This is a genomic window from Streptomyces sp. NBC_00203, assembly GCF_045206325.1.
Taxonomy (GTDB): Bacteria; Actinomycetota; Actinomycetes; order Streptomycetales; family Streptomycetaceae; genus Streptomyces; species Streptomyces lutosisoli.
In genome coordinates this window covers 2,197,756-2,219,549 of the sequence record NZ_CP108126.1, presented here as the reverse complement: position 1 = coordinate 2,219,549, position 21,794 = coordinate 2,197,756, and the positions used below count along the sequence as shown (strand labels likewise).

Annotated in this window: 16 protein-coding genes; 4 read left to right on the top strand and 12 right to left on the bottom strand. The window is 70.2% G+C overall.

What is annotated here, in order from left to right; genetic code table 11:
• Positions 1-8: 8 nt before the first annotated feature.
• Positions 9-779 carry a DUF72 domain-containing protein gene (locus OG975_RS10245; protein ID WP_406328824.1) on the bottom strand — a complete coding sequence of 257 codons (771 nt, stop codon included), beginning with the start codon at positions 777-779 and terminating at the stop codon, positions 9-11.
• A gap of 70 nt (positions 780-849) precedes the next feature.
• Entirely contained in the window at positions 850-1,944 is a 1,095-nt protein-coding gene (locus OG975_RS10240) for a DUF5925 domain-containing protein (protein WP_406328823.1), read from the bottom strand.
• 167 nt (positions 1,945-2,111) lie between these two features.
• Between OG975_RS10240 and OG975_RS10235 the strand changes: the two genes are divergently transcribed.
• Positions 2,112-3,527: a GH39 family glycosyl hydrolase gene (locus OG975_RS10235; protein ID WP_406328822.1), complete on the top strand. Its 1,416-nt coding sequence runs from the start codon at positions 2,112-2,114 to the stop codon at positions 3,525-3,527.
• A gap of 70 nt (positions 3,528-3,597) precedes the next feature.
• On the opposite strand, the gene OG975_RS10230 is transcribed toward OG975_RS10235, so the two are convergent.
• From OG975_RS10230 to OG975_RS10205, 6 genes are all read right to left on the bottom strand, one after another.
• Positions 3,598-7,422 (bottom strand): lipopolysaccharide biosynthesis protein, encoded by a 3,825-nt coding sequence (locus tag OG975_RS10230; RefSeq protein ID WP_406328821.1) that lies wholly within the window; start codon positions 7,420-7,422, stop codon positions 3,598-3,600.
• Complete coding sequence (locus tag OG975_RS10225; protein WP_406328820.1) at positions 7,415-8,212, bottom strand: polysaccharide deacetylase family protein; 798 nt, start codon at positions 8,210-8,212, stop codon at positions 7,415-7,417. The genes OG975_RS10230 and OG975_RS10225 overlap by 8 nt, the downstream gene beginning before the upstream one ends.
• Complete coding sequence (locus OG975_RS10220; protein ID WP_406328819.1) at positions 8,209-9,222, bottom strand: glycosyltransferase family 2 protein; 1,014 nt, start codon at positions 9,220-9,222, stop codon at positions 8,209-8,211. The genes OG975_RS10225 and OG975_RS10220 overlap by 4 nt, the downstream gene beginning before the upstream one ends.
• Positions 9,219-10,037, bottom strand: coding sequence for a glycosyltransferase family 2 protein (locus OG975_RS10215; protein WP_406328818.1), 819 nt, complete (start codon positions 10,035-10,037; stop codon positions 9,219-9,221). The genes OG975_RS10220 and OG975_RS10215 overlap by 4 nt, the downstream gene beginning before the upstream one ends.
• Positions 10,038-10,433: 396 nt before the next feature.
• Positions 10,434-10,874, bottom strand: coding sequence for a hypothetical protein (locus OG975_RS10210; RefSeq protein ID WP_406328817.1), 441 nt, complete (start codon positions 10,872-10,874; stop codon positions 10,434-10,436).
• Positions 10,875-11,050: 176 nt separating this feature from the next.
• Positions 11,051-12,259, bottom strand: a complete 1,209-nt coding sequence (locus OG975_RS10205) for a S8 family peptidase (RefSeq protein WP_406328816.1) — start codon at positions 12,257-12,259, stop codon at positions 11,051-11,053.
• 310 nt (positions 12,260-12,569) lie between these two features.
• On the opposite strand from OG975_RS10205, the gene OG975_RS10200 reads away from it, so the two are divergent.
• On the top strand, positions 12,570-13,379 hold the full coding sequence (locus tag OG975_RS10200; RefSeq protein ID WP_406328815.1) for an SGNH/GDSL hydrolase family protein: 810 nt from the start codon (positions 12,570-12,572) through the stop codon (positions 13,377-13,379).
• An 8-nt stretch (positions 13,380-13,387) separates the two neighbouring features.
• Here OG975_RS10200 and OG975_RS10195 read toward each other — a convergent pair whose 3' ends face one another.
• From OG975_RS10195 to OG975_RS10180, 4 genes are all read right to left on the bottom strand, one after another.
• A complete protein-coding gene (locus tag OG975_RS10195; RefSeq protein WP_406328814.1) occupies positions 13,388-15,040 on the bottom strand; it encodes a protein kinase domain-containing protein in 1,653 nt (550 codons plus the stop codon).
• 156 nt (positions 15,041-15,196) lie between these two features.
• Positions 15,197-16,891 (bottom strand): sulfite exporter TauE/SafE family protein, encoded by a 1,695-nt coding sequence (locus tag OG975_RS10190; protein ID WP_406336229.1) that lies wholly within the window; start codon positions 16,889-16,891, stop codon positions 15,197-15,199.
• A 23-nt stretch (positions 16,892-16,914) separates the two neighbouring features.
• The gene (locus OG975_RS10185; protein ID WP_406328813.1) at positions 16,915-18,513 is read right to left on the bottom strand and encodes a tetratricopeptide repeat protein; all 1,599 of its coding nucleotides are present in this window, start codon (positions 18,511-18,513) and stop codon (positions 16,915-16,917) included.
• Positions 18,514-18,621: 108 nt separating this feature from the next.
• Complete coding sequence (locus OG975_RS10180) at positions 18,622-20,160, bottom strand: DUF4331 domain-containing protein (protein WP_406328812.1); 1,539 nt, start codon at positions 20,158-20,160, stop codon at positions 18,622-18,624.
• Between the two features lie 261 nt (positions 20,161-20,421).
• On the opposite strand from OG975_RS10180, the gene OG975_RS10175 reads away from it, so the two are divergent.
• Together OG975_RS10175 and OG975_RS10170 are read left to right on the top strand one after the other, a co-directional pair.
• A complete protein-coding gene (locus OG975_RS10175) occupies positions 20,422-20,964 on the top strand; it encodes a sigma-70 family RNA polymerase sigma factor (RefSeq protein ID WP_406336228.1) in 543 nt (180 codons plus the stop codon).
• Entirely contained in the window at positions 20,961-21,776 is an 816-nt protein-coding gene (locus tag OG975_RS10170; protein ID WP_406328811.1) for an anti-sigma factor domain-containing protein, read from the top strand. The genes OG975_RS10175 and OG975_RS10170 overlap by 4 nt, the downstream gene beginning before the upstream one ends.
• The last annotated feature ends 18 nt before the right edge of the window (positions 21,777-21,794 follow it).

Sequence of the window (21,794 nt, the reverse complement as noted above, 5' to 3'; positions counted from 1 at the left end):
GGGGGCGCTCAAGACGTCGGCACGCGGCCCGGCGTGCGCGTCACCGTCAGGCCCGTTGCCGTTGCCGCACGGGCGAAGGCCATCGCGTCGTGGACCGCTGCCGCGTACACGTCGTTGTTGAAGTACGCGTACACCTCGTCGTCGTCGGGCCAGGTGTCGGCGATGCGGTGGGCCCAGGTCGTCAGGGACTGCCGGCCGTAGCGCGGCCATTGCCGGGCGCGACCCTCGTGGAAGCGGAGGTAGCCCCAGTCGGTGGTCCGCCACAGTGGGGTGACCGGGCGGGCCAGCACGTCGGCCCAGCAGAGGGCGGCGCCCCGTGACTCCAGCACGGTGCGCACCTCCGGCGTCCACCAGGAGTCGTGGCGCGGTTCGACCGCGATCCGTGTGCCGGAGGGGAACCGGGCGAGGCAGTCGTCGAGGAGACCGGGGTCGCCGTGCAGGGTGGGCGGGAGCTGGAGCAGGACCGGGCCCAGACGGTCGCCCAGGCCCGCGGCGTGCGTCATCAGGCGGTGCACCGGCTCCGCCGGGTCCCGCAGCCGCTTGATGTGGGTCAGATAGCGGCTCGCCTTGACGGCGACGACGAAGTCCGGCGGAGTGCGCCCCCGCCAGGCCGCGAAGGTCTCCCGCGACGGCAGCCGGTAGAAGGCGTTGTTGATCTCGACCGTGGCGAACCGCGCCGCGTACTCCTCCAGCCAGAGCCGCAGGGGCAGCCCGTCGGGGTACAGGACCCCGCGCCAGTCCTTGTACTGCCACCCCGACGTGCCGACGTACAGGGTCATACCTCCATCAAAGCACCGCTCGCGCGTGCCCGAGGAGCTGAGGAGCTACAGATCTCGCGTGCCCGGGGACCTACAGATACAGCCCCGCGTCCGCGCCCTCCCGCTGGTCCGGTACGGACGTCGGAGTCGTCCCCCGGCGCAGCGCGTACAGCTCCGCCAGGGTCGCGCCCTCGCGGGAGACGCCTTCCTCCGTGCCGAGCCAGTTGACCGCCTCGGGGCGGGTCAGCGGGCCGACCTCGATACGGGCGAGACAGCGGCCGGGGCGGACGACGGCGGGGTGGAGACGCTCCAGGTCCTCGTTCGTGGTGACGCCCACGAGGACGTTGCGGCCCTGGCCCAGCAGTCCGTCCGTGAGGTTGAGCAGCCGGGAGAGCGCCTGGCCCGCCGTGTGCTTGGCCTCGCCGCGGATCAGCTCGTCGCAGTCCTCAAGGAGGAGCAGCCGCCAACGCCCCTTGCCCGTGCCGTCCTCCTCGCCGATCGCGATGTCCATCAGATAGCCGACGTCCGAGAAGAGCCGCTCCGGATCCAGGACGCAGTCGACCTGGCACCAGTCGCGCCAGGAACGGGCCAGAGTGCGCAGGGCCGATGTCTTGCCCGTGCCCGGCGGTCCGTGCAACAGCAGCAGCCGGCCGGCGATGCCCTCCGGCGTCGTCTTCATCAGGTGGTCCATCGCGTCCGCCACCGGCGCCGTGTAGTTGGGGCGGACCTCCTCCCACGTACCCGCCGAGATCTGGCGTGTCGTACGGTGCGGGCCCCGGCGCGGGGACACGTACCAGAACCCCATCGTCACGTTCTCCGGCTGCGGCTCGGGCTCGTCGGCCGCGCCGTCCGTCGCCTGGTTCAGCACCTTCTCGGCCAGCTCCTCGCTGGTCGCGGTCACCGTGACATCGGCGCCGCGGTTCCAGCGGGACACCAGGAGGGTCCAGCCGTCGCCCTCGGCGAGCGTCGCGCTGCGGTCGTCGTCGCGCGCGGAGCGCAGCACGCGGGCGCCCGGCGGGAGCAGCGTCGCCCCGGACCGGACGCGGTCGATGTTCGCCGCGTGCGAGTGCGGCTGCTCGCCCGTCGCGAAGCGGCCGAGGAACAGCGCGTCGACGACGTCCGACGGTGAGTCGCTGTCGTCGACGTTGAGCCGGATCGGCAGAGCGTCGTGTGGGTTCGCAGACATGTCGCCATGATCCGTCACGCGGGCGCCCCGTGCACCCGGTTTCCGCAGTGCGTCCTGTGTGTCGGCCGTCGTCCGACGCTTCCGGTGTATCCCCTCCGTCCTGTTACAGGGCTGTGGTGTGACGAGACCTGTCCCACGGCCGATGCCCGCCGTTACTGTTGCCCATGATGGGACGTCATGGGTGGAATTCGGGGGCACGGCGGTGGCGGCTCACCGCGCTGCTCGGAGTCGGTGCGGCCGCTCTGGCCCTGGTGGTGACCCTGCTCAACACTCTGCCGGGCGACGGTGGGAGCACCGCGGGCACGACCCGCGACGGGGACAAGGTGCACGGCACACCGGTCACCCCGCCCGACACGCCGCAGCCGGCGGTGGGCTGGGGCTTCACACACACCCAGTTCAGCGCCGACGAGGGCAGCGACGCCGCCGTCGAGCGCGCCGAGGGGCTGCTGGAGAAGCAGTCGCTGCCGCAGAACCAGCACATCATGGGCTGGGGTGCCGGCAACCCCGAGCCGTCCAAGGGGCGTTACGACTTCTCCGAGATGGACCGCCGTATCGACTTCATCCGCAAGTCCGGCGGCACCCCGGTCGTCACCCTGTGCTGCTCCCCGGACTGGATGAAGGGCGGCAAGTCCGGCAACACCGACTGGAGTCAGTCCGCCCTGGAGACCGCCCCGGACCGCGCCCACTACAAGGACTTCGCCGCGCTTGCCGCGACCGTCGCCAAACGCTATCCGGACGTACGGCACTTCATCGTCTGGAACGAGTTCAAGGGCTTCTGGAACGACAGCGAGGCCCGCTGGGACTACGAGGGCTACACCGAGTTCTACAACCTGGTGTACAAGGCGCTGAAGAAGGTCGACAAGGACATCATGGTGGGCGGTCCCTACCTGGTCATGGACAGCTTCGACCCGCGACAGACGGAGAACGCGTCCACGACCCTGAAGGGCACCTGGGGCGCCATGGACCAGCGTGTCCTCGACGCCTTCGACTACTGGAACAAGAACAAGGCGGGCGCCGACTTCGTCGTCGTGGACGGCTCCAGCTACACGAACGACGACGACATGCTGCCCAATGAGTTCGCGGCCACCGACAAGCTCACGGCCGTCGGCAAGTGGGTGCGCGAGCAGACGCACGACCTGCCGCTGTGGTGGGCCGAGTACTACGTGGAGCCGGCCGACGGCAACGACGACCGCAAGGGCTGGTCCGAGACCCACCGCGCCGCCGTCCAGGCCGCCGGAATGATCGCGATGGTCAAGGGCGGCGCCTCCTCCGGCTTCTACTGGAACCCGGAGGAGGAGAAGGGCACCGACTGCGCGGGCTGCCTGTGGACACCGACCGACAGCGCCGGCGGGGGGAAGGAACTCCCCATGTACGGGCTGGTCTCCCGGTTCAGCAAGGAGTTCCCGCCCGGCACCACGTACCGGACGGTGTCGGTCGCCGCGGACGACGTGCCCAACGTCCGCGTCCTGGCCACCGACAAGACCGTCCTCGTGATCAACACCCTCGACCGGTCGATCAGCGCGAAGGTGGACGGGAAGCGGTTCGAGATGGGGGCGTACGAGGTGAAGTGGCTCACGCGATAGACCGCGCAAGCCACTTCACCCGAACCATCCGAACTACCCGAACCACACCGCTCGCACTGAATCGCCCGCGCTACTTCATGGTCAGGAACCGCTGCACGATCGAGGCCAGCAGCACCGCCAGCAGCGGCAGCGAGAACCAGAAGCTGCTCTGCAACCAGCGCAGTTGACGCACGCTCGGCCGTACCGCGACCCGTACGACCTCCCGTGCCGTCAGCAGCAGGATCAGCGCGATCGCCGCCAGACCGCCGACCACCGACCACGGCGTCCAGGTGACCTGGGGCCCGATCGGGCCGGGTTCGGCCTTCGGGACCTTGCCCGCGGGCTGCTTGCGCAGCACGTACATCGTCGCGTCGTCGTTGACGAGGACCTTCTTCAGCTCCGGCCGGTCGTCGAGGTTGGTGATCAGCCTCGACTCCCAGGTCGCCGAATAACCCACGTCCATCTCCAGATAGACGACCTGACTGCGGTTGATCATCAGATACGAGTTCGGGCCCGCGTCCTTGAGCGCCTTGACGAGCCCGGACACCAGGACCGGGTCGGCGGGCGCCAGCGTGGGCACGTACTGCACCTTCTCCATGTCCTTGGCGCCCCACGGCATCGCGGGCGTGACGTTGTTCACCGTGTCGTTGCTCATCCACAGCAGCCGTACGGTCGGATCGTCGTGCTCGTACACGTAGTTCATGGCCGCGACCTCGCCCGGCCTGATCCGCTCGAAGGCCTCGTTGCCCCAACGGGCCACCAGGAAGCCGCCCATGAGGAGCAGGCCCGCCATGAGAGCCGCGAGCGGGGCGAGGCTCACCCGGTCCTTCTCACGTTCCTTCGCGGTGACGCCGGTGCGCGGGAACAGGGCGAGTCCGGCCAGCAGGGCCGCGCCCGGGAGGGCGAACATGAAGACCCGCAGGGCCATTTCGCCGCCGTACGACTGCATGCCGAAGCCCAGGAACGGCACGAAGGTGAGGACGAGCAGCGAGCGCTCGCGGTACTTGTGGTCGCGCCGCCGCCACCAGCCCCAGCAGGCGAAGGCCATGATGCCGCCGGCGAGCAGCACGCGCGTGTAGAGCACGAGCTTGTGCGTGGAACTGCCGCCCTGGATACGGCCGGAGACGGACGTCGACACATTGCTGCCCACGCCGCCGACCCCGCCGAACAGTTCGTTGAAATGCCCTGACCAGTACGGCTCCGCCATGAAGCTGATCCAGACGGAGACCAGCACGGCGAACAGGATGGGCAGGCCGCGCAGTTCGGAGCGGCCGATGAGGACGAGGACCGCGAGGACGCCCAGCATCACGAACGGCGTGAGCTGGTGTGCCGGGACGGTGGCCGCGAACAGCCCTATCAGGATCACGAGGAGTACGGCCCGCTGGCGGCGGTCCGTCGGCTCGACCTCCGCCTCGCCGGGGCGCGCCTTCGCCCACAGCACGCGCGGCGCCCGGAACCACACGAGCAGGATCGCCACGAAGGCCAGATAGAGCAGATACGTGAAGCCCTGCGGCGAGAAGTAGTCCTGGCCGACCCAGCCGCTCAGCGTGAAGATCCAGATGCCGGTCCACTTGGCCCGCCAGCTCGCCCGCATCGAGCGGACCAGGAGGAACATCGGTGCCAGGTAGAGGAGCTGGATCGTCAGCGGCCACCAGCGGATGACCTCGCTGAGGTCGGTGACTCCGCAGGCCTTCGCGACGAAGGCGGCGGCGGCGAAGAAGCCGGGCCAGCTCCAGCGGGCGTCGAGGTCGGGGACCGCGGATCCTGTGCGGTCGATGTAGTCCAGGAAGCCGAGGTGCTGCCAGGCCGTGGCGAACCGTGGCTCTGTTTCGATCACCGCGGGGAGTGCGTGCAGGGAGACCACGGTGGCGAGCAGGGTGAAGAGCAGGAGGCCCTTGTGCTCGCTGTTCATCCAGAGGAGTGAGGCGAAGACCGTGACGAGTAGGGCTGCGCCGAGCAGGGTGGGCAGCGGGAGTATGGAGATGAGTCCTAGTCCGCCCATGCGGGCGAGGGAGCCGTCGTTGAGGCCCATGGCTGGGACCCAGTAGAGGAGTAGCGCCGAGATCAGGAGGCAGGCGAGGACCACGCCTGGTTTGGAGGGGTGACGGAGACGGTCTCGGAGCGATGGGTTGTGTGTCGGCTGCGGGTCCGTTGTGGCTGGGCGCGCCCCGGCGGCGGAGCCGCCTGATGTCACGCCCCGCGCCCCTGGAGGGGCGCTCTCCTGGACGCCTGTTTCAAAGGGGGCGTCTACCTCCGGGGCCTCCGACGGGCCCAGTGATGCTTCTGAGCCCGGTTCCCGTGCCTCTACCGGGAGGCCCACTGGCGGTTGCTTCTGTGCCCAGGTCGGGCGTCGTACCGCCGGGGTTCCCGCCGGGGGTGTGCCCGGGCCCGGGCGGACGTCCGGCCTGCGTTCCAGGTGGTCGAAGTCGACGTGGATGCCGAGCGCGAGGGTGTCGGCGTCGAGCTTCTTCGCCCAGGTGGGGCCGGTCTTCGCCGTGGGCTTCTCGCGTGCTCCCAGGTCGGCGAGGTCGCCGTCCGGTGCCGCGTCCTCGGGGACCTCGGCGGGCGGTGCGGTGCGCACGATCTTGTACAGCCTGGGCGCGGCGATCGTCACGATCACCGCGAGGCTGGAGATCTCGGCGACGCCCGCGCCGGTCAGGCCCATGCGGGGCAGCAGGATCACCGTCAGGCCGAGTACGAGGACGCACAACAGGCCTTGCAGATAGGCGAGTCCGGAGGTGCGGCTCTGGGCGCGCAGCACCGCGAAGTACGTCTCCATGACGACCCGCAGCAGCGCGCCGACGGCGAACCAGCGCAGCAGCGGGGTCGCCGCGTGCGCGTAGCCGTCGCCGAAGACGTGCAGGATGAACGGGGCGCCGAGGAACAGCAGCCCGCACACCGGCAGCATGATCCGCGCCATCCGCTTGAGCGCGGCCCGCGTGTTGGCGGCCAGGCGTGCCGGGTCGTGCGAGCCCTCGACGGTCAGCGAGGCGCCCATGTTGATGGCGAGCAGGTTGACCGTGCCGCCGATGGTGGTGGTGATGTAGAAGTACGCGTTGTCGGTGGAGCTGACCTGCGAGGCGACGATCACCGGGACGAGGTAGACCACGGCGAGCGAGAAGAGGGACCCGGTGTAGTCGCCGGCGAGGAAGCGTCCGATCTCCTTGAGCGAGGGCGGTTTCGCGTGGCCCTCGGTCGCCTTGATGTGCCGGGGGACCAGGCGCCGGAAGACCAGCAGTCCGAGCGGCACCACCGACAGGGCGATCGCGGCGATCCAGGAGACGAAGACGCCCGTCGTGGGGATCGCGGCGGCGAGGCTGATCAGCAGCACCAGCTTCACCGCGGAGAACACCGTGTTGCCCACCGGCACCCACAGCGCGCTGCGCAGCCCGGTCAGCACCCCGTCCTGGAGCGTCAGCACCGACCAGGCGACGACCGCGAGGATGAACCCGAGGCCGTTGAGCGGTCCGTGCAGGAAGCGGTACGAGGGTCCCCACAGGTTCAGGGTGAGCAGGAACAGCACGGCGGCGCACGCCACGATCACCGAACTGCCCGCGTACGTACGGAAGATGAGGCGTCCGGTGGCGCGCCCGGCGACGGGGATGAAGCGGGCCAGGGCGCCCGTCAGTGTCACCGCGGTGAGACCCGCGAGGAGCTTCATCGCGGCGATCGCGGCGGAGCCCTGACCGACCGCGGACTCGGAGTAGTAGCGGGCGGCGATCAGCCAGTACCCGAGCCCGAGCACCGCGGAGATCCCGGTGTTGAGCATCAGGGCGTAGGCGTTGCGGAACAGCTGGTTGCCCCCTCCGGCCCCCTTGCGGCCCCTGCCGGGCAGCCGGAGACGGCGGCCCGGCTGCTGCCCGGGTGCCTCGGTCGTGGGCGTGGAAGCCTGCGTTGTGGTCGTCGTGTCAGACACGGGAACGGATGGCCTTCCGGCGGACCTGTCGTGCTCTTCGGACCATGGCATAGCCCTTGGTGAGGGCGCGGTCCCGGGCGAAGTTGCGGGCGATCGCGCGGCCTTCGACCAGCCGCTCGAACTCCTCGATACCGGTGCTGCGGCGCACGGTGACGCGTTGCAGGGCGTACGGTCCCTGCCGGCGCCGTGCCAGGCCGTTGCCGACGGCGAGCGACTGGGCGAACCCCGCCTCGCGCACCGTACGGCGCACCCGGCGGCTGGAGTAGCCGTACGGGTACGCGAACGACACGGGGCGGGCGCCCAGTTCGGCGGCGATGATCTCCTTGCAGCGCAGCAGCTCGAACCAGAGCGTGTCGTCGGAGAGCTGATCCAGCTGCGGGTGGGTGTGGCTGTGCCCGCCGATCTCCACCTGGGCCTCGGCGAGCTCGCGCACCTGGTCCCAGTCCAGCATCGTGTCGAGGCCGGCCCCGGTGTCGTACGCGCCCTTGATCCACCCTGTCGAGACGAACAGCGTGGAGGCGAAGCCGTGCTTGGCGAGCGCGGACAGCCCGTGCCGGTGCACTCCCTCGTAGCCGTCGTCGAAGGTGATGAGGACGGGGCGGGCGGGCAGCGGGCCGCCCGAGCGCCAACTCGTCGCCAGCCGCGCCGTGTCGACCGGGGTGAACCCCCGGTCGTCCAGCAGCGCCATCTGCTCGGCGAACGCCTCCGGCGCGACGGACAGTGCCCTCGTCGCGTCATTGGGCGAGCGTGCGATCGAGTGGTACATCAAGATCGGCACGGGTTCGCTCATGCTGCCGCCCCCTCGTCGCCCCGGACCCCCTCGATCTCCACCACGGAGAATGTGGCCCCACCCCCGCGTGCCCGGACGCTCCCGAGTACGTACCCGCCCGCCGCCGTCAGAACCCCGGCGACGATGGCGCCCGCACGGCCCGCGCCGCCCGGGCGGGCCAGTGCCGCGTCCCGCAGTCCGCGCAGGATCCCGGCGGGCAGGACACGGGTCGTGTAGCGGCGCTCCGACTCGAGTCCCTTGTCGGAGCCGACGCTTCGGGCGACGAGCGCCTTGGACAGACCCTCGGCGTACGCGCGCGTGCGGAAGTACCCGAAGTGCTCGCGCGCCTCGGGCACCCGGTGGTGGATGACCGCCCGGTCGTCGATCAGCAGGATCGCGTCCGGCCGGGCGCGGGTGAGGCGGATGCACAGCTCCGTCTCCTCGCAGCCCAGCGGGCGCTTGTCGCCGTCGCGGCCGATGCCGGTCGCGAAGCCGCCCGCCGCGTCGAACGCCGTACGACGGAAAGAGGCGTTTCCGCCGAGGACGTTGCGGACCTGGACCCGGCCCGGCGGCAGCCCTTTGTACGTGCAGCCCACCACCCAGTCGAACTCCTCGGGGAACCAGGCCGGGCGCCGGCCCGACGCCCAGATCGGCATCGTACGGCCGCCGACGGCCATGACCCGCGGGTCCGCGTACCCCGCGGCGAAGTGCCGCAGCCAGTCCCGCTCGGCCACGGCGTCGTCGTCGAGGAACGCGATGATCTCGCCGCGCGAGACGGCGATCCCGGTGTTGCGGCCCGCGGACAGACCGCGGGGGCCCGCGTTGGCGAGCACCCGCACCGCGTCGGTCTCCTTGTACTCCCTGGTCAGCCGCTCCAGGAGCGTGGCGTTGTGGTCCACGACCAGGAGCGTCTCCAGAGCGGGCAGGGACTGCGTCCGCACCGAGGAGACCGCCGCGAGGATGTCCTCCCAGCGGTCCTCGGTGTAGACGCAGACGACCACCGAGATGCTCGCGATGTCCGGCTCGCTCAAGACACCTCTCCCTGGCCCGAGTTGAGCTGGGCGGCGTGCGGCCTGCGGCGCAGCGCGCGCCGGTTGGAGCGCTCCTTGAGGATCACCTTGAGCACCCGGAACCCGTCCCGGACGGCGCGCAGATTGCTCGTGCCGTGGATGCGGAGATACTCGTGGCTGGGTATCTCCTGCACCTTGAGGCCTGCCTTGACGACCCGGATGTTCATCAGGGTCTCGACCTCGAAGCCGGTGCAGTCGAGGTCGATCTTGTCGAGGCAGTGCCGCCAGAACGCGTTGTATCCGTAGCAGAGGTCGGTGTAGCGGGCGCCGAACTTGGCGTTGACTGCCGCGCACAGCACCCGGTTGCCGAGCTTGCGGATCGGCGTCATGTCGGACGTGCCGCCACCGTTGGCGAAGCGGGAGCCCTTGGCGAAGTCCGCCCCGGACACCAGTGCGGAGACATACGACACGATCTCGTGCCCGTCGGCCGAGCCGTCCGCGTCGACCATCACGATGATGTCGCCGGTGCACGCTTCGAATCCGGTGATCAGGGCATCGCCTTTGCCCTTTCCGCGCTGCTTGACGACCTTGACGTCGGGCCACAGTTCGCGGGCGACTTCGACGGTGTTGTCGGTGGAATTGCCGTCCACAAGAACCACTTCGTGTATCCAGCCGGGAAGGGTCTTGAAGACGTACGGAAGATTCTCGGCCTCATTCATGGCGGGAATCACGACGCTCACCGGCGGTGCAATGGCCAAGTGAGAGGAGATCGGCCGGTACTTGCCGGCCATTAACGGATCTTCGCCCGAAACGGCTGGGCGCAGGACGGAACTCATGAGTCTGGTCCCTCTCGTCCGGTGGACCGCCCGCCCCTGGGCAGTCCGGATCTTTGTCCGGTTCGAAAGGGGGGTTCTCACTTACGGCATGACGAAATAGATCTCCGTGCCTGCCGGGTGAGCTGGCAAATCTGGCCGGCTTTCGGAAAAGCGGAAACCGGTCGCGCGGCACGACTCGGCACAGTTGTGGTCACCGAGCACGGCACCCCCCTACCGCGCCCCGCGCCGGGCCTCCATCGCGATCTTGAGCCCTCCCCTAGATCGCATTTGCATGATGGACCGATGCGGGTGAGATGTACGACGGTATTGATGAATGAGACTGTATGGCAAGACCTGGAACGAGCCCTCACGTTTTTGTTGGTTTGGCCGTTACCTAATGACTCGAACGGATTATCCTCATCCGTTTGAGGAATTTGCCGGCGGACTCGAAGCGTTCCGGCCGCGCAGCCGCCGTCCCCCCACCAGCAGCAGAATGAGGCAACTGATCACGGTCACGGCCGTGACGCCGCCGCCGACCGACCACCTGTGCACGGCGAGCATGCCCTGGGCCACCAGCATGTCGACCGCGACCGCGCCCGCGACCGACGCCAGGACACGGCCGAAGGGTTCCAGCCCGCGCAGCGCGGCCGCGATGGCGGCCGACGGCGCCGCGAGCAGGAAGAACAACGTGAACGGGCCGCGCAGCGGTGAGTCCACGTCGGCGAGCGCGAGGATCGCGCCGACCACCGCGACCACGGTCGCGGCACCCGCGAGCAGCGGCAGCAGATCCCTCCCGGGCTCCTGTCCTGGCCGCTCCGGGCTGTCTGATGAAGGTGTCTTGATATGTATGGTCCGCATTGGCGACTTTGCCCCCCAGCGCGCCGGATGCCGGGCCTCAATGTCGCGCAGCGGGCCGGGGGCCGTCAAGACGCGGAAGCCGGTCATAACAGCTCTTGGGGGACTTCAAACACGCGTTCCCCGGAGGCGCCGGCTGCCTCCGGGGAACTGCTGTTCAGATCGAGCGGGTTGACGTGTTACGAGACGATCTTGAGGAGCTTGTTCGGCGAACCGGTACCCGCGCTGGTGACCACGCCCGAGGTCGCGCCGTTCACCAGGGCCGTGGCGACCTGGGCCGGGGTGGCCGAGGTGTGGCCCGCGAGGTAGACGGCGGCCGCGCCCGCGACGTGCGGGGTGGCCATCGACGTACCGGAGAGCGTCGCGGTGGCGGTGTCGCTGGTGTTGTAGCCCGCCAGGATCGAGACGCCCGGGGCGAAGATGTCGAGCACCGAGCCGTAGTTGGACCAGCTCGCCTTCGCGTCCGTGCTGCTGGTGGCGCCGACCGTGATCGCGGTGGAGACCCGGGCGGGGGAGTACGAGGAGGCGTTGGCCCCGCTGTTGCCCGCCGCGATCGCGTAGGTGACGCCGCTGGCGATGGAGTTCGCCACGGCGGTGTCCAGCGAGGTGGAGGCGGAGCCGCCGAGTGACATGTTGGCGACCGCCGGGGTGGTGTGGTTCGCGGTCACCCAGTCGATTCCGGCGATGACGCCCGCGGTGGTGCCGGAGCCGCTGTTGTCGAGCACCCGCACGGCCACGATGCTCGCCTTCTTGGCGACACCGTAGGTCGTGCCCGCGATGGTGGTGGCCACATGGGTGCCGTGACCGTTGCCGTCCGAGGCGGTGGTGTCGCCGTCCACGGCGTCATAGCCGTACGAGGCCCGGCCGCTGATCTGCGAGTGCGTGATGCGGACGCCGGTGTCGATGACGTACGCCGTCACACCGCTGCCCGCCGTGTCCGGGTAGGTGTACGTGCCGGACAGCGGCAGCGCCGCCTGGTCGATGCGGTCCAGGCCCCAGGGGGCGCTGGACTGTGTGGTGTCGGTCAGGTGCACCGTCTGGTTCTGCTCGACGGAGGCCACCGCCGGGTCGGCGGCGAGTCTCTTGGCCTCGGTGGCCGAGAGGTTGGCCGTGTAGCCGTTCAGCGCGGTACCGAACGTCTTCTTCACCGTGCCGCCGTACTCGTTGATCAGGCCCTTGCCCGCGCTCGACGCGGCCTTGAAGCCGGCGCCCTTCTTGAGCGTGACGATGTAGCTGCCCTTGATCGCTGTGGGGGAGTTGGCGGCGAGCACCTTGCCCTCGGCCGGGGCGGCCTGGGCGGGAAGTGCGGTGAATCCGCCCAGAAGGGCGGCGGTCGCCACGGAGGTGATCGCGGCGATCCGGATCTTCTTGCTACGCAGCTGTGCCATTACGAGGGAGTCCTCCTCAAGGCGGCGCACGCGTGAGTGGCGCGCGCTGTGGGGGTGCGCGAAGGGTCGTGCGCACGGCCCCGGAGCGTTGCGTTCCCCCCAGGGCCGAGTAAAGAGTCGGTCATGAACGGGTGTTGCTCAAGGGAGTTGACGCCTTGTCACAGACCTGTCATGGACACGCAATCAAACCCACGGGTAACCCACAGGGTCGACTCCGGTAAGTGCCGAAAAGTCTTGGCATGGACACTTCCAGTCAACACGCGTAGCTGCTACGACAGTTGTGGCAGAGATCCTGCTAAAGGGAGGTTCCATGAGACGTTCCCGAATTACGGCATACGTGACCTCACTCCTCCTCGCCGTCGGCTTCGCCCTCACCGGGGCAGCGACGGCGCAGGCGTCCGGGGCCGCCGCGGCCACCGGCTATGTGGCCCTCGGCGACTCCTACTCCTCCGGTGTCGGCGCGGGCAGTTACATCAGCTCCAGCGGCGACTGCAAGCGCAGCGCAAAGGCCTACCCCTACCTCTGGGCGGCCGCGCATTCACCCTCGTCGTTCAACTTCACCGCATGCTCGGGCGCTCGTACGGGTGATGTCACGGCGAACCAACTGGGCCCGCTCAGCTCCTCCACCGGCCTGGTGTCCATCAGCATCGGCGGCAACGACGCGGGCTTCTCCGACGTCATGACGACGTGTGTGCTCCAGTCCGAGAGCACCTGCCTCGCACGGATCGCCACCGCGAAGGCATACGTCGACTCGACGCTCCCCGGCCAACTCGACACCGTCTACTCGGCGATCAGCGCGAAGGCCCCGGCCGCCCATGTGGTCGTGCTGGGCTACCCCTTGTTCTACAAGCTGAGCGGCTCCTGCGTGGCAGGCCTCTCCGACACCAAGCGGGCCGCGATCAACGGCGCGGCCGACTACCTGGACAGCGCGATCGCCAAGCGCGCCGCCGACCACGGATTCACCTTCGGCGACGTGAGGGGCACCTTCACCGGTCACGAGATCTGCTCGGGCGACGCCTGGCTGCACAGCCTCAACTGGCTGAACATCGGCGAGTCGTACCACCCGACCGCGTCCGGCCACTCCGGCGGCTATCTGCCCGTCTTCACCGGCGTGGCCTGATCACCTCTCTACGGTGATGTGGAAGCGGAGGCCCCGTCCGTCGGGGTCTCCGTCGCGCAAGTGATCGAGAACGGCACGGAGTTGGACGTCGAGTGCACCGGGGACCGGACCTCGACACTGATCTCGTTCTGGAAGGTCCCACTCGTGTCGTACGTCGTCGCCACGACCGTCTTCTGCTGCGTCTTGCCGCCGTTCGCCGGGAACGAGAGCGTCTTCCAGCCCGGATCGGTCACGTCACCCGTCTTCGTCACCCAGCGGTACTCGACGTCCACCGGCACGCGGCCCACCGTGAACGTCGCGGTGAAGGAAGGCGCCTGGGCGGCGGGCGGCGGGCAGGCACCGGAGTAGTCGGTGCGCTGACCCGTGACCGTCACGCTCACCGACTGCGCGGGCGGAGTGGTGGTCGTCTGGCCGCCACCGGGAGCGCTGGTGGACGGACTTCCGCCGCTCGCGCCGGCGCTGCCGGTCCCGCTGTCGCTGTGTCCCGTGCTCGAACCCCCGCCGACCGCACCGTTGTTGGAGCCGCTGCTGCTGCTCGTGTTGTTGCCCTGACCGCCGTCTCCGTTGTCGCGGTTCAGCAGCGCGTACGTCAGCCCGGCGAGGGCGAGCGCGAGCGCGACCAGGCCCGCGATCAGGACGCCGGCGGCGCGGCGGTTGCGGGCGGGCTCGGGCGGCGTGGCCGACGACGGAGTCCTGGCCGTCGGATCGTACGGTCCGTGGGGACCCGTGGGCACCGGCGGTCCCGATGGTCCCGTCCGAGGCTGGCCGAACGCGGCGAGCGTCGGTGCGTCGGGGGTCGGGGGCACCGGGCCCAGGGGCGTGGTCGGTGTGGTGCCGCCCGCGGCCACGAGCCGCAGATCGCGCTCAGCCTGCTCGGCACTCGTCCGCTCGGCCGGATCCTTGGCGAGCAGCCCCTCGATGACCGGGGCGAGAGGCCCCGCACGGCGCGGTGTCGGCAGCGGCTCGTCGACGATGGCCCGCAGCGTGCTCAGCGGAGTGTTCTGACGGAAGGGCGAGTTGCCCTCGACCGCCGCGTAAAGGAGCACTCCGAGGGACCACAGGTCCGACTCGGGTCCTGGTGTGCGGCCCAACGCCCGCTCGGGAGCGAGGAATTCGGGCGAACCGATGACCTCGCCGGTCATGGTCAGCGCGGAACTGCCCTCGACCATCGCGATACCGAAGTCCGTGAGGACGATCCGCCCGTCGTTCGCGATCAGGACATTGCCCGGTTTCACATCGCGGTGCAGGACACCCGCCTCGTGCGCGGAACGCAGCGCGGCGAGCACCTCGGCACCGATGTGCGCGGCACGCCGCGGCGGCAACGGGCCCTCGGCGTCCAGCAGATCGGAGAGGGCGAGCCCGCGGACCAGCTCCATCACGATCCACGGGCGGCCGTCCTCGGCGGCCACGTCGTACACCGTCACCACATTGCGGTTCGAGATCCGGGCGGCCGCCCACGCCTCCCGCTCCAGCCGCGCGTACATCCGCTCGACCTCGTACGCCGGAAGCCCGGCCGGGGCGCGGACCTCCTTCACCGCGACCTCGCGCTGCAACACCTCGTCGCGGGCGCGCCACACCGTGCCCATGCCACCCTCGCCCAAGGGCGACAGAAGGCGGTAGCGCCCCGCGATCACACGTTCACTGCCCGGATCTTCGGACACGGGGCCCCCATTCGCAGCCGACTCGTATACTGCCCATGTCGCGGCGGGACACGCCGGAGGGGCGACACCGCGCCAGCGGTCGAGTGCCCGTGAACCTCAGCCCGAAGGGCTGGAATCCCTCGTCCCCAGGGTGAGGGAGGATGTCAAAAAAGTAGCTCAGCCGAGCGCGGATGTCGCCCCCTTGAGTACCAATCCGGCACCAAGGGCCACGACGACGCATGCTGAACCCAGCGGTGCGGTCCGGCGCATGAGCGCCGCGACCGGCCCGTTGGCCCACTGAGGGCGCTTGGCTAGGGCCCGGGTCATCCCGCCCCCCAGCTTGACGACGGCGAAGCCGGCCGCCGTGAGCGTGAGGGCGAGCCCGACGCCGTACGCGAGGACGAGCAGGAATCCGAACCAGGCCTGTCCCAGCGCCGCCGCGCCGACGAGCACGACGACGGCCGACGGGCTGGGCACGAGTCCACCGGCGAAGCCGAGGAGGATCGTGCCGCGGAGGGTGGGGGCTATGTCGTGGGTGTGGGTGAAGCCGCCGTGGGTGTGTTCGAGGGTGGGGGAGTGGGTGTGGGGGGTGGGGGTGTGGGGAGTGCTGTGAACAGTCGTCTCCGTGGAGGCGTGGGCGTGCGCCAGCACCAGGGGGCGTTCGTGCTGTTCGGCGTGCTGGTGCGACTGGTCCCCGTGCTCGTGGTCGTGCGCGTGGTCGTGCTCGTGTGTGTGGCCGTGATCGTGTCCGTGGTCGTGCGTGTGGCCGTGATCGTGTCCGTGGTCGTGGCCTTCGCCGTGCGCGTGCGTGTGGTCCGGCCCGTGGCTGTGCCCGTGCGTACGGTTGCGCCAGACCCGGCGTACCAGCGTCGCGCCCGCGATCGTCACCAGGACGCCGCTCGCCATCCCGAGCCAGGCGATCACGGAGGGCGCCGCGGCCGAACCGGCCGTGACCAGGAGGCCGAGCGCGACCACGCCCAGGGTGTGGGTGACCGTCACCGACGCGGCCAGCGGCAGGACGTCGCGCAGGCCTGCCCGGCCGCCCCGGGCCGCGGCGGTCGCGGCCATCAGGGTCTTGCCGTGGCCCGGCGCGAGCGCGTGCAGCGCGCCCAGGGCGACAGCGATGACCAGGGCCAGCGCGGCGAAGCCGAAGGTGAGGTCGTGGCGGGCCACCAGGTTGTTCAGGGCCTCGGTCCAGCGGTCGGCGCCGCGCGGCAGTACGGAGGCGGCCGGCGCTTCCCGCCGCTCCTCGACGAGGGCGGGGCCGCCGGGGCGGATCCGCAGGGACGCGGTCGCGGTGTCGGCCGGTGAGGAGAGCAGCGCCTTCGGGTAGGTGGTCAGCTCCTGGGACACCGACTTCTTCGGTACGTTCGACGAGGTGAGCGTCATCCGGTCGCCGCGCGCGGTGATCTCGCGCCAGCCGGGCCCCCGGTCCGCCCCGGCGCTGTGGAAGCCCACGGCAAGGGTGCCCTTCTTCGGCAGCGACGCCGTCAACCGGCACTCCACGCGCAGGGTGTTGAGCCCCGCCTGCCCGGGCCGCACGCGCGCATGGCTCGCGCCGACCGTGAGCGGCACCTCGCGTCCTCCGACAGTGACCTTGCTGCCGTTCGCGGCCGACGCGCAGCGCTGCCGGGCCCACTCGGTCATACCGAGCTTCTCGATGCCGGGCTTGGCCTGCGTGGCCGGGATCTCCGCGAGGTCCTCGACATGGTCGACCCGCAGCTGCCCGGGGGCGGCGACGAGCCCGTCGTACCGGTTGACGGTGAAGTTCCCCAGCGGATGCGCGCTCGCGTGCCCGGTGGGGACGAGCACGAGCGCGCAGGCGGCGGAGAAGACGGCCGCGCACGAGGCGAACAGCCGACGGGCCCGCACCGCGCGGCCTCCAGTGCTACGGGTCACTTGACGGCCTCCAGAGCCTTACGGGCCTCACGGGCGCCCAGCGGTGAGAAGCCCGGGTTGAGGTCGAGGGCCGACTTCAGTGAGGCGCGGGCCTCCTTCGTGTGGCCGGTGGCGCGCTCGATCACGCCGCGGTGGTAGAGGAAGGACGCGTTGCGGTAGCCGGTGGCCGTGGCCTTACGGGCGTACGGCAGGGCCTGCGCGTCGCGGCCGTTCACGTGCAGCGCCCAGGCGAGGGCGTCCGCGGTGTGCACGGTGTGGCGGCGGGCCCACTCGGCGCGGGCCGCCTTGAGCGCGGCCTTGCGGTCACCGTGGTCGGCGGCGGCCAGGGCGGTGTCGAGATCGGCGTTGACACCGTTGGCGCGGGCGATCGAGACCCAGGCGTTGACCAGGGAGTACTGCTCGCGGGCCTTCTGGGCGTCGCCTGCCTTGCCGCGCGCCTCGTACAACTCGCCCAGTTCGACGAGGGGCTGGGGCAGCGGATAGCGGTCCACGATCTGCTCCATGCCGCGGATCGCCGCCGCGCGGTCGCCCTGTGCCGCCTGGGCGCGGGCGCGGCCTTCGAGCGCGGGAAGATAGGTGTCGTCGGCGCCGAGGGCGCGCGCGTAGTACGTGAGGGCGGTGTCGTAGTCGCCCTGGTTCCAGGCGAGCTGGCCGAGCGCGGTCGCCACGTACGAGACGTCGCCGCGCGTGCTCGCCGTGCTGAGCGCCAGCTGAAGGACCCGGCGGGCGGTCTTCACATCGCCGCGCAGTTCGTGCACATAGGCGTACCGCGTGAAGACGGGCACGCCCGGGCGGCGCGAGTCGGCCACGTCGGCGGCCTTCGACGCGTCGTCGTAGCGCCCGAGTTCGACGAGTGCGTCGATGCGCGAGGAGAGGGCGCGCTCGCTGTAGGGGTTTTCCTTGAGGACCTGGTCCGCGTATTTGAGGGCGCCGGTGAAGTCGTGCCGCGCCGCGGCGAGGGCGGCGCGTCCCGCGAGCGCGGATTCGTTGCCGGGGCGCAGCTCCAGGGAACGGTCGAGCGCCTGCTGCGCCTGCGGATAGCGGGAGGGGTCGCCCTTCGTGCGGGCCTGCTCCACGTAGGCGAGTCCAAGCGTCGCCCAGCCGCCGAAGTCCTTGGGCTGGGCCCGCAGATGCGCCTGCAAGGCGGTGATGCTCGCGTCCAGATCCCCACTGGCGAGCAACTGCGGCGATATGCCGCTGGAAGCGGAGGCGACGGTGGAGGTACCGCCGTTGCCGCCGTCCCGGGCGGCCCCGAGCACGACGGCACCCGCCGTCATGGCGACCGCCAACGCGGCGGCGCAGAGGACGAGTTGAACGCTGTGCCAACGACGCCCGGACGTGGACAGCCGGCGGACGGCGGCGACGCGCTCGTCGTCGGACACCTCCGTGACTCGCGCCGAGTCGCCGGGCACCTCCGTGGCTTCCGCGGAATCGCCCGGCACCTCCGTGGCTTCCGTGGATTCGCCGGGCACCGCCATGGCCCCCTCGGAGTCGCCGGGTGCGCTCGTGGTGTCCACGGCGTCCGCCTCGGGCGTGGCGACCGACGGCTCGCCGCGTTCACTCTCCGGCGCGCTCTCGTTCGTACGCGGGGACATGCCCTCTCCTCAAAGTCCTTGGCGGAAACGGTCGTTGTGGGGGGTGGGGCGGCGCGGCCCGCGCCGTGGGGGATGGATAAGTGCGGGCCGCGCCAGTCATGAGCCGGGTCAGTAGGCCCGGTTGTGCATCCGCCGGCGCCACCACAGCAGGCCGGTGGAGATCAGCAGGAACCCGGCCGCGCCCGCCGCCGCGGAGGCCGCGATCAGCGTGGTGTCGGTGCCGCCGCCGGTGGAACCCGCGGGCTTCAGCGCGTCACCGAGCTGGTTGCGCACGTCGGTCCCGCTGGTCGTGCCCTTGGCGAGCGCTCCGCGCGAACCCGAGGTCGGCTCGGCCACGTACGGGAAGTACTTCTCGAACTTCTTGTCGTTCTTGTCGACCGCGTCGCCCAAGTCGTTCTTGGAACCGACCAGTTCACCCTCGACGACCTGGAGCGAGGCGTCGATCACGTCATCGGTGAGCCGACGTCCGTTCGGGAAGCCCGCGTTGTCGCCGTCGAGCACACCGAGCCGCTTGGGATGCATGCTGGGCTTGATCGAGGTGTTGAGCCGCAGCTCCTCGGCCGGGCGGACGTTGGGCGGCTGGTTGAGGCCCTTGACGCCCTTGAGGAACACGTCGACCAGGTCGTTCCGGGGCTCCGCCGGCGCCTTGATCTTGTAGATCGCCTCGATGAGCTTCGGCAGCTCCGGGTTGGTCACGTTCTTCAGGAACTGGGCGTCGTTCCAGGGCGCGGACGCGTTGAACTTGTCCTTGTCCTTCTGCGGGTTGACGACCTCGTTGACCAGCGGCATGCCGAGCCGGGAGACCTGGGTCCAGTCGCCGTGCGCGTCCTTGCGCTGGGTGGTGGACCAGATGCCGACGACCGGCTGTCCGGCCGACTCACGGATCATGTCGTTGGGTACCTGGAGGGCTATCGAGTTGACGTTGTAGCCCTTGAGGGTGTCCCGCCCGACCTCGGTCAGGTTCCCGCCGTACAGCAGGTCGAAGACGCGCAGGTCCAGGAAGAACGGGTCGTCAGCCTGCCCCGCGAACGTGGTCGAGCCGCCCGCGAGCTTGTACACGGCCTGGTCGCGCAGCTTGCCGTAGTCCGGCATCGACGCCTTGCCGACGTTGGACGGGGCCACCGGGATGTCGTCCGCGACCTTGGTCCGCGACACCAGCTTCTGGTTGTGCAGCCGCAGCAGATCGATGTCGTACGTCTGCGTGATGTTCAGGTCGGGGTCGTCGAGGCTGGTGACCGCACCCGTGTTGTAGAGGAAGGTGTCGCCGTTCTTGCGGTGCGTCTTGAAGGTGTAGCGGTAGACCAACTCGCCTTGCGCGTCACCGTTGTTGTCGATGTGGATGTCGTACTGGGCGTCGTCGGCGAACGTGTAGAAGTTCGGGCCGCCGGCGGGTTCCTCGAAGGGGATCCAGTTCGCCACGATCGTCGTCGTGTTGGGCTTGTCGGGGCTCACGAACGCGTACACGTCCGTGTTGTCGTACTGGGGCTGCCCCGAGATGAGCGGGGCTTCCCGGTGGCTGGAGGCGGAGGCCGCCCCCGGTTCCAGCGCGGTCACGCCGGCGGCTGCGAGCCCCCCGGCGGCCAGCGCACCACAGACGAGGGTCGCGAGACTCCTGCGTCCCGCGCCACTCCTGGAGATAGGTGTCATGCCGTCCGTCCTCACGTCCAATTGCCTGACGCACGCCATTCGGAGCGGTCGCCGGGGTGGATTGGTCGAATCCCAAACGTCTTTACGGCGGGCCGCCCCGCTTGTTTCATCGACGAGCGCGTTTGTTCGACGACGGCCTCACGTTTCGTCGGTGCCGGACCCGCGTTTTCGGTTCGCTGATCCGTAACCCCATCCGTGGGCACGCTCGCTGCGAACACGTCAGTGAAAGGACGGGCCGTGCGCGGCCGGAGAGGGGGACGGGTGGAGGCGGACGAACTTCTGGTGCTCGTGGCCGGAGGCGACCAGAAGGCATTCGAGGAGCTGTACGGACTGGTGTCCGGGCCGGTGTTCGGACTGGTGCGCCGTGTGGTCCGGGACCCGGCACAGACGGAGGAGGTGGCCCAGGAAGTGCTGCTCGAACTCTGGCGTTCCGCGGCGCGGTTCGACCCCGGGCGCGGCAGCGCCCTGTCCTGGGTCCTCACCCTCGCGCACCGCCGCGCCGTCGACCGGGTCCGCAGCGCCCGCGCGGCCACCGAACGCGAGCAGCGCGAGGGGCGGCGGGCCCATCACCCCGCCTTCGACCAGGTCGCCGAGGAGGTCGAGGCCGGACTCGAACGCGAGTGGGTGCGCCGCTGTCTCGACCGGCTCACCGCCCTGCAACGCCAGTCCGTCACCCTCGCCTACTACGACGGCTACACGTACCGTGAAGTCGCCGAACGGCTCTCCCTGCCCCTCGGCACCGTCAAAACCCGTATGCGCGACGGCCTGACCCGCCTGCGCGAGTGCCTGGGAGGTGCCGCATGAGCGCCCTCGACCGCCTGCTCCGCCGCGATCTGCACTCGCTCGCCGCCCCTTACGCGCTCGACGCCCTCGAACCCGACGAGCGCCGCCGCTTCGAACGGCATCTGCGGGGCTGCCCGCGCTGCACCGCCGAGGTGCGCGCTCTCGCCGAGGACGCCCTGCGCCTCGCGTGGTCGACGGCGGCTCCGGCGCCGGCCGCGCTGCGCGACCGGGTGCTGAGCGCCGTACGGACAACTCCGCAGGAGACGCCCGCGCAGGAGGCGCCCCGGGCGCACGCGGGCCACCCGCCTGTACGTGCGCGGGGAGACCGGCAGCCCTCACGCGCGCGTGCCCCCCGTTTCCGCCCCCTTCTCGCGCCGCTGGCCACCACCACGGCCGCCGCGGCCCTCGTCGTCGCCTCCCTGTTCGCCGTACAGGCGACGCACACACAGGACAAGCTGGACCAGGAGCGCGCCCAGGCACGTGAGATCGCCCACGTTCTCGCGGCGCCCGACGCGCGCGCCACCGGTGAACGGGACGCGCAGGGCCGTGGAATCGGAGTTGTCGCCTCCGCATCGGAGCGGCGCGCCGTCGTGACGGTGAGCGGACTCGGCACCCCCTCCGGAGGGCGCGTGCATCAGCTGTGGCTCATGCGCCCCAACGAGAATCCGCGTTCCCTGGGTCTCTTCGACGGCGACACGCCCTTGGTCGCGAGCGGACTGAATACGAACGCGACGTCACTCGCTGTCACCGTCGAGCCTCACGGTGGCTCAGTACAGCCCACCACCACGCCAGTTGTCCAACTCGCCCTGGAATCGGTTGGATTCGGAGAGTAATCGTCAACACCCTTACAG